The 9,242-nt window shown below is 50.6% G+C and carries 4 protein-coding genes; all 4 read left to right on the top strand.

Annotated features, from left to right (window positions below; translation table 11 throughout):
- Positions 1-307: 307 nt before the first annotated feature.
- The gene (locus tag ACR6Z4_RS05030) at positions 308-1,900 is read left to right on the top strand and encodes a hypothetical protein (protein ID WP_479716128.1); all 1,593 of its coding nucleotides are present in this window, start codon (positions 308-310) and stop codon (positions 1,898-1,900) included.
- 24 nt (positions 1,901-1,924) lie between these two features.
- Positions 1,925-2,878, top strand: coding sequence for a lysylphosphatidylglycerol synthase transmembrane domain-containing protein (locus ACR6Z4_RS05025; protein WP_479716137.1), 954 nt, complete (start codon positions 1,925-1,927; stop codon positions 2,876-2,878).
- A gap of 75 nt (positions 2,879-2,953) precedes the next feature.
- Positions 2,954-4,498, top strand: coding sequence for an ATP-binding response regulator (locus tag ACR6Z4_RS05020; protein ID WP_479716127.1), 1,545 nt, complete (start codon positions 2,954-2,956; stop codon positions 4,496-4,498).
- 142 nt (positions 4,499-4,640) lie between these two features.
- Positions 4,641-9,233 carry a PAS domain-containing protein gene (locus ACR6Z4_RS05015; RefSeq protein WP_479716126.1) on the top strand — a complete coding sequence of 1,531 codons (4,593 nt, stop codon included), beginning with the start codon at positions 4,641-4,643 and terminating at the stop codon, positions 9,231-9,233.
- Positions 9,234-9,242: the final 9 nt, after the last annotated feature.

Genomic DNA, 9,242 nt, shown 5'->3' with positions numbered 1-9,242 from the left:
ATTGACAGAAGATTTCCGCGTAATAGTTAATTTGGGCTGGATAGGCAGAATTCTTCTGTATATTTTTAGGTCTACACCATTGAATGCCCCGAACAGGATGGGCTGCGTCTTGACTCGTTGGGTTGCCCTTCGATTTCGTTCAGGACGTAGGCTGGGTAAGCGGGGTCGGAACCAGCGGAGAATTTTTTGACTAGAAATTTGCTCGCCGCTAAATAGGGAAGCTCACAATTCTAGTTTTGGGGTATGAGATAATCTCAGTTCACTACCCACTCAAAATTCTCTCCCCTGCTGTCCTGTTGCTGTGTGTATGACCCGAGATCTGTTTGCCCGCGAAGCTCTGGCTCAAATTCCTAAACTGCTGACGTTGCTCGATCGCAATCCCCATAGCCCTACCTATGGCTGTTTCGATCGCAATTTTTGGCATTACAAAATCATCGATTTTCCCAGTGGCATGGCGCAGGAGTTTGTCTATCCGCTGGCGTTAGCGTATGACACGGCGATCGCAGACAATCCTTACTATCAGCAACCCGTGATCCGCGATTGGGTGGAGGCAGGGATTCTTTATGCGGCGCGGAGTGCCCATGCCGATGGCTCTTGTGATGATTATTTTCCGTTTGAACGGGCAGGGGGAGCGGCAGCGTTCTCACTGCTTGCCTGTGTTGAAAGCTATCGCCTATTGGGGTTACAGAGCGATCGCGCCCTGGCATTTTTTGAAAAGCGGGCAGACTGGTTGGCACATCATCACGAAAGCGGACGGTTGACCAATCATCAAGCGTTAATTGCGCTGTGTTTAGAACGGGTGTCGCGGCTATTGGGTGTGTCGAAGTGGCAGGACGCGATCGCCCAACGGCTAGAGCGGGTATTGGCCTGGCAAGATGCAGAAGGCTGGTTTCAAGAATATGAGGGCTGCGATCCGGGCTACCATACGCTGACGATCGATTGTTTGGCGCAGATCTATGAAATGCGACCGGAAGAACGCTTACGGGCGGCGATCGTTAAAGCTGTTGATCTGGCAGCGTTGTTTATTCATCCTGATGGGTCTTATGGCGGCGAATATACCAGTCGCAATACCTACAACTTTTTTCCCCATGGGTTTGAGTTGGTAGGAAAATGGATGCCGCAAGCTTTGAATATGAGCGATCGCTTTCTCATAGGGTTAGCCAATGGGCTGGCTCCTTGCTACGCCGATGATCACATCATTGGACACCACACCTGGAACTATCTGCTAACCTGGCGTGATTTTGTCTGCGATCGCCCACCTCTGACGCCGCAACCGCAAGGGCAGGTGTATTTGCAACAGGCTGGCATGGTGATCGATCGGCGGCACGACACGGTGCTGTATCTGGCTCTCAACAAGGGCGGTGTGTTCAAGCTATTTCGACAGGGACAGTTAATTGCGTCGGATACGCAGTTTTCGCTACAAGTTAATGCCGCAGGTAAGCTAAAAAATGCGGTGGGGCATCTGGTGGGCACCTATCCGGTATATGTCAGTGCGGATGAGATCACGATTCGCGGGCAACTGGGCTGGGCAAAGCAAAAGCAGATGACACCGTTGAATTTGATGATTTTGCGAGTGGTCATGTTCACCGTGGGGCGCTTTTTCCCTAATCTGATCCGTAAGCTGTTACAAAAACTGTTGATTACGGGCAAAAAGCCGACTCCCTTTAGCTTCGAACGACAGTTACGCTGGACGGGCGATCGCTGGCAGGTGACCGATGAACTGCGATCGCCGTCGTGGGCTGGGGTGGTTGGCGCAGGCATTGGGTGTGACCAGACTTCTATCTATGTCGTCATGAGCCGCACGTTTCAACCCGGACAACTGCAACCCTGGCTGGATTTAACGGATCACGTTCACACGCTTGCCCCTAATCAGCCCTTAAAACTTCAGCGTCAGCTATAAACAGGCACATCAAACAGGCAGATGATGAAACGATTGATTTCTATAGGGATTAGCCTCACCATTCTGGTTGTGATCTACTGGAAGATCGACGTTCAGGGATTAGTGCAGGTCTTTCGCAATTGTGATCTGGTGTGGATGATGGTCAGTTTGGGGATGGTAGTGCCGCTGACCTTACTGACCTCATGGCGCTTGCAGCAGTTGATGCCCGGCGGCAAGGGGTTGGGCTTTGCTGAAGCCAATCGGCTGATTCTCGCTGCCAGTGTGCTGAATATGGTATTGCCGTCTAAAATGGGCGACATTGCCAAGGCGTATTTTATGCGCGAAAAGGGTCATCTCAACGGTGCCTTATCCCTATCACTGGTGGTGTTTGAAAAGTCCTGTGATATGTTGTCGCTGCTGCTGTGGTGCGTGTTTGGCTTGTTGGTCTATCCGCAAAAAGATGGCTTGTTTTGGCTGATGACCGTTTGTGTCGGGTCGGGGTTGCTGCTGGGCTTACTGCTGCTGGGGTCTAAGAAATTTGCCCAGGTGTTTTTTATCGCCGCAGGGGCGATCGCCCCTGCCAAGTTCAAGCTTAAACTTAAGCAATTGCAAGTCTCCTGGAATGACATGCACGCTTATTTCTGGGCAGATCAACGGCAACTTCTGGGGATCACGTCCCTCTCTGTGTTTATCTGGTTTCTGCATCTGCTACAAATCTGGTTTTTCATCCTGGCGCTCAAAGCCTGGACACCGTTTCTTGCGAACCTTGCCCTATCACCCCTGGCAATTCTCGCTGGATTGTTGCCGCTCACGTTCGCCGGTGTTGGCACCCGTGATGCTGCCCTGATCTGGTTTTATCAACCCTACTTTGATGCACCCACAGCCGCCGCGTTGGGGGTATTGTGTACCGCTCGTTATGTCTTACCTGCGATCGGCGGTTTACCCTTCTTAAATCAGTATTTGATGGCAGTGCGGCAGATGAAAAGTAGTGAACATTAAGGAGTTGGGTAAGCGTCGAGCTTTGCTCGATGCTTACCCAACCGATTCAATCCGTGTATCGTTAAGTTTGACCCGATGACTGACTTCAAAGGCAACGTTCTCATTGTCGATGATACGCCCGATAATTTACGTCTTCTGTCCGCGATGCTGAGCGAACAAGGATACGAAGTCCGCAGCGTCATCAATGGCAAGATGGCATTGATGGGGGTGCAGGCTGAACCGCCCGATTTGATCTTGTTAGACATTAATTTACCAGAAATGAATGGCTACGAAATTTGCCAACGCCTCAAGGCAAATCCGCAGAGCTGCGACATTCCTGTGATCTTTATCAGTGCGCTGGGTGATGTGCTGGATAAGATCAAAGGCTTTTCAGTGGGCGGAGTGGATTACATTACCAAGCCATTTCAGGTCGAAGAAGTCTTAGCACGGGTGGAAACCCATCTGACAATTCGTCGCTTGCAAACCCAATTGCAACGCCAAAATACCCAACTGCAACAAGAAATTCAAGAACGAAAACAGGCAGAAGAAAAGTTTACCAAAGCCTTTCGCTCTAGCCCAAACCCTATTGCGATCGCCACCTTATCGGACGGACGGTTTTTGGATGTCAACCCTGCTTTTTTGCGCATGAGTGGGTATCCGCTGGACGAAATTATTGGCTATCCGGCTGCCGAGCTGCAATTAGGAGTGACTCAGGATGTTTATGAAAGTGCTGTCCAGATCCTGTTAGAAAAAGGAGTGTTACACAATCAGGAGTGTGAATTTCGCACAAAAGCGGGTGAACTTAAGATCGTTTTACTCTCAATTGAATGGATCGAATTGGATGGCGTCGCCTGTACGCTTAATATCGTCAACGATATTACTGAACGAAAACGCTTAGAAAACGAGTTCATCTCCCTGGTGAGTCACGAATTGCGTACTCCTTTGACATCGCTAATGGGTGCCCTCGATTTACTTCATTCTGGGCAGTTAGGAACGTTGACCGATCGGGGTGAAGGCGTCCTCAGTATCGCGATTAATAACACCGAACGTTTGATTCGCTTGGTCAATAATATTCTCGATTTAGAGCGCATGAAGTCAGGCAAGATCTTCATGCAAAAGGTCAACTGTCAGGTCGATAACTTATTGACACAATCGACCGAAGCCATGCAGGCAATGGCAGATCATGCCCAGATTCAACTGATTACAGAGCCCAGTGATCTGGAGGTGGTGGCAGATCCCGATCGCATTTTGCAAGTCCTGACCAATCTATTGAGCAATGCAATCAAGTTCTCAAAGGCAGGCAGTCGGGTGTGGATGAGCGCGCGCTTAATGGCTGAGGCAGTCGAGCCAGAAAATCGTCAATCACCTGTGCCTTCACCCGCTGCCGATCCGGCATCTCTCCCCGCTTCTACGGTTCTGTTGATTACGGTCAAAGACCAGGGGCGGGGTATTCCTGCGGATAAGTTGCAGTTCATCTTCGAACGGTTTCAGCAGGTCGATGCCTCCGATTCTCGGCAAAAGGGTGGGTCGGGGCTGGGGCTTTCGATCTGTCGCAATATTGTGCAACAGCACGGGGGCAAGATTTGGGCAGACAGCGTTTTAGGGGAAGGGAGTACGTTTTATGTCATGCTACCTCTCTAAAGATCGTGGATTAAATCAGATCGACGATTGAATCGTTTGTAGGGGCGAACGGCCGTTCACCCCTACAACAAATCATCGACGTTATTTAATTCCTATTCCTAAGTGCAAAATTGAAGATGACGATCGCAATTCTGTATAAACCATGCCGCCAGATCCCCCAACGTCGGATGAGTCAGATCCTTCAGTCAAACGCTTAGAGCGATCGCTCCAGCTGCTGAGTGCGTGCAATCGCGCCTTAAGCCGGGCGAAGGAGGAGATACCCTTACTGCAAACCCTGTGCCAGCTGATGATCGAGATCGGGGGTTATCGATTGGCATGGATCGGTGAGGTGCAACAGGACGACGGCAAAACGGTGCAACCCATTGCCTATGCGGGACAGGGAGCCGACTATCTGAATACGCTCTACATCACATGGGCAGATAGCGAGTGGGGGCGGGGTCCCACGGGCAAAGCCATTCGCTCAGGCAAACCCTGTATTGTGCACGATCTGCAAACTGAACCCGACTATTTGCCGTGGCGTGCCCTGGCGCTACAACACGGATATCGTGCCTCGATCGCCTTGCCATTAATCAATCATGGCGAGATGTTGGGGGTTTTTAATATCTATGCGGTTGATGTCGGTGTGTTTCACAACGAAGAAGTTCAATTGCTGATCGAGTTAGCCGATGACCTCAGCTATGGCATTGGGGCATTAAGAACGGAACGCGATCGCCAACGCACTGAAGCTGCCCTGCGGCATAGCTACGAGCAATATAACAACCTGGTGACTTACATCCCCATGGGGGTCTACAAGTTTTGCATGAGCGCTGACGGAGCCGTGAAATTTGAGTACATCAGCCCGCGCTGGGGTGAGATGAACCAGCTAGATCCGGCAGCGGTGATGCAAAATCCTGCGTTAGCCTTTACGGTGATTCATCCGGATGAACTCGACGAATTTATTCAGCTCAATCAACACGCCAGAGATCACCTCACCCGGTTTACCTGGGAGGGGCGAATGGTCATCGGCAATCAGGTGCGCTGGATGCATATTGAGTCGTCGCCCAGGGTGCGAAATGATGGAGATATTGTCTGGGATGGCATTCAATATGACATTACCGATCGCAAGTTAGCAGAAATCGCTGCCTATGAGAGCGAACAACGTTATGCGTCCCTGGCAAAAGCGGCTCCGGTCGGCATTTTTCGCACGGATGCGGCGGGTAATTGCTTTTATGTCAACGATCGCTGGATGCAAATTTCGGGGTTATCCCTTACCGATACTGTGGGGGCGGGTTGGGTGAAGGGGCTACATCCTGACGATCGCGATCGCGTTACAACAGAGTGGTATCGCGCCGCTCAAGAAAACAGTCCCTTTCAAATGGAATATCGCTTTCAGCGACCTGATGGTTCTGTTTCATGGGTGTTTGGGCAGGCGATCGCTGAATTGGATGCGAGTGGACAGATTACAGGGTATGTCGGCACGCTGACCGATATCACCGAACGAAAACAGGCAGAACAGGCACAAAAAGCCAGCGAAGAGCGGCTCAAAGAAGCCCAACGGATCGCCCAGATTGGCAGTTGGGAGCTAGATTTGCGCACCAACACAACGCTGTGGTCGGCTGAAATCTATCACATCTTTGAAATTGTTCCCCAAGAGTTTGGGGCAACCTATGAAGCCTTTTTAGACACCGTTCATCCTGACGACCGAGCCGCCGTCCATCAAGCCTATAGCGATTCCTTAGTCAATCGCACGCCCTACAAGATGATCCATCGGCTGTTGATGAGCGACGGTCGAATTAAATATGTCGAGGAACAGTGTCAGACCTTTTATGACGACATGGGGCAACCCAGCCGCTCAATCGGCACGGTGCAGGATGTCACCGAGCGTCAGATGACCGAGCAAGCGATGCAATTGCAGGTGGAATTTGATCGACTCGTCGCCAATCTATCCAGCCACTTTATTCAACTCTCTCCCCATGACGTCACAGAGGGCATTAATCAGGCGCTTCAAAAGATTGGCGAATTTATGCAGGTGGATACTAGCTACATCTTTCGCTATTCAGACAATCCACTCTTTCATAGCATGACCCACGAATGGGTGGCAGAGGGACTATCGCCCCAACTCCAAACGCTGCAAAACGTGCCCGTAGACCTGTTTCCCTGGGCAACGACACTGCTGCGTCAGGGAGAAAGTGTCTGTATTCCTGATGTAGATGACCTGCCGCCCGCCGCTGTAATCGATCAGCACAGCTTTCATCAGTTTGGTATCAAAGCCTCTCTGGTGATTCCGCTGAGAGATCAGGGCAATACGTTTGGGCTGGTGGGTTTTGCGTCCTATCGCTGTCCTCAAACCTGGTCAGACAACGGGCTACGGCTACTCAGAATCTTTGCCAATATTCTCACGAATGTGTTGCGACGGCAGCAGGCAGAGTTAGATTTCAAAGACAGCGAAGAACGCCTGCGCCTTGCCTTAAAAGCAACCCACCAGGGGCTGTATGACCTTAATATTCAAACGGGTGAAGCCATTGTCAACGATGAATATGCGCTGATGTTGGGCTATGACCCCGCCGACTTTCAGGAGACGAATGCCAACTGGATCGATCGCCTCCACCCGGATGATCATGCATCAGTTGCCAATATCTATCGCGCCTATGTTAGCGGTGAAATCTCAGATTACGCGGTAGAGTTTCGCCAGCGCACTCGCACCGGAGAGTGGAAATGGATTCTGTCACTCGGCAAAATTATTGCCTGGGATGAGGCAGGCAATCCCTTGCGGATGCTGGGCACTCATATCGATATCAGCGATCGCAAACAGATCGAGGACGCGTTACGCCAATCATCTGAGCGCTTATCCCTTGCCCTGGATGCGACTCAAATGGGCGTGTGGGATTGGAATATGCTCACCGGCGAAATCATTTGGACACCAGAGCATGAGATCTTGTTTGGCTACGCTCCTGGCACCCCCAGCCGTACCTATCAAGACTGGTCAGATCGGGTTCATCCCGATGATCTCCCGTTTGTGGAAGTTGCTATTCAAACTGCTATTACTCGGAAGGAAGACTTTCGTTACGAATATCGCATTATCCATCCTGATGGCAGCCTCCATTGGGTTTTGGGGTTGGGGCGAGCCACCTTTGCCCAAGACCAGCCCGTTCGCATGATGGGTGTGATTTTTGAAATTAGCGATCGCAAGCAAGCGGAAGCCGAGCGGTTGCAAACCGAGCAAGTTCGCAACGAACTCAAACTACTAGAACATATTTTAGATATCGTTTTGGCAGGCTATTGGGATTGGGATATTTCTAGCAACTGGGAATACTTGAGTCCTGGCTTCAAGCGGATGTTTGGCTATGAAGATAGCGAACTGCCTAACCTGCCAGAAAGCTGGCAAAGCTTGATTTTTGCGGAAGATTTACCGGGAGTCCTCGATTGTTTTGAGCGTCACGCCAAGAGCTACGGTGAGATTCCATACTATAACGAGGTGCGATATCACCATAAAGATGGTTCGACCGTTTGGGTGATTTGTTCGGGGCAGGTGATCGAATGGGATGAAGCGGGGCAGCCGTTGCGAATGATTGGCTGTCACATTAACATTACGGATCGCAAGCAATCTGAACAACTGTTGCAGAAACGGGATCTGCATCTCAAAACAGCTCAGCGCATTGGCAAACTGGGCAGTTGGGAATTTGACCTGCTAACCGGGCAGGTGATTTGGTCAGATGAAGTGTTTCGTATTTTTGGACGTGATCCGGCACTCGGTACCCCCACGTATGATGAGTTGCAGCACTACATCCATGCCGAAGATTGGGAACGCTTTGATCAAACGGTCAAGCTGGCGATCGCCACGGGTCAGTCTTACGATGTTGAGTACCGCATTTACCGACCCAATGGCTCCTGGATTTATGTCACGGCACGTGGCGAGATGGTCTACGATGCCGCTGGTGACATCATTCAGATCATTGGCACCGTGTTGGATATTACCGAACGCAAACAAGCCGAAGCCCAACTCGAACAGCTGAATGAAGAACTGCAACGGTCTAACCGAGAGTTAGAGCAGTTTGCCTATATTGCTTCTCACGATTTGCAAGAACCGCTGCGGGCGATCAGCGGCTATACCCAACTGCTCAGCCAGGATTATGGTGCGGTGCTGTCAGACGCACGGGCGCAGGAATATATGGGGTTCATCATTGATGGGGCGCAACGGATGCGATCGCTGATTCAGGATTTGCTGTCCTATTCACGCGTGGGCAGTCGTCCGCTGGTGTTAACTCCGATTGACTTTAATACTCTGCTGTCCGATGTTTTAGATAATCTCCACACGGCGATCGCAGAAAGTCAGGCTGTGATCACGATGGATCCTCTGCCGACGTTAATGGCTGACCGCACCCAACTGCTGCAACTGTTTCAAAATCTAATTGGCAATGCCATCAAATTTCGGTGTGAAGAGACACCCCAGATTCACATCAGTGCGGTTTGCCAATCTGAAGCCGCAACTCCGGCTCAGCCTCACTCCGATTCTCTACCGTCAGACTGTTGGCTATTTTCGGTGCAGGATAATGGAATTGGGATCAAATCTCAGTATTTAGGACGCATTTTTGATATTTTTCGACGCTTGCATAGTCAGCGCAAATTCCCCGGAACCGGGATAGGGCTGGCTATTTGTAAAAAAATTGTTGAACGTCATGGGGGTAATATTTGGGCAGAATCACAGCAGGGCGTGGGTACCACCTTTTACTTTACGTTTCCATCCCATTCACTATAAATTTGGAGC

The organism is Calyptranema fuscum S582 (genome assembly GCF_055793305.1).
The sequence above is the reverse complement of the archived record's forward strand: the minus strand, read 5'-3'. Positions and strand labels throughout refer to the sequence as shown.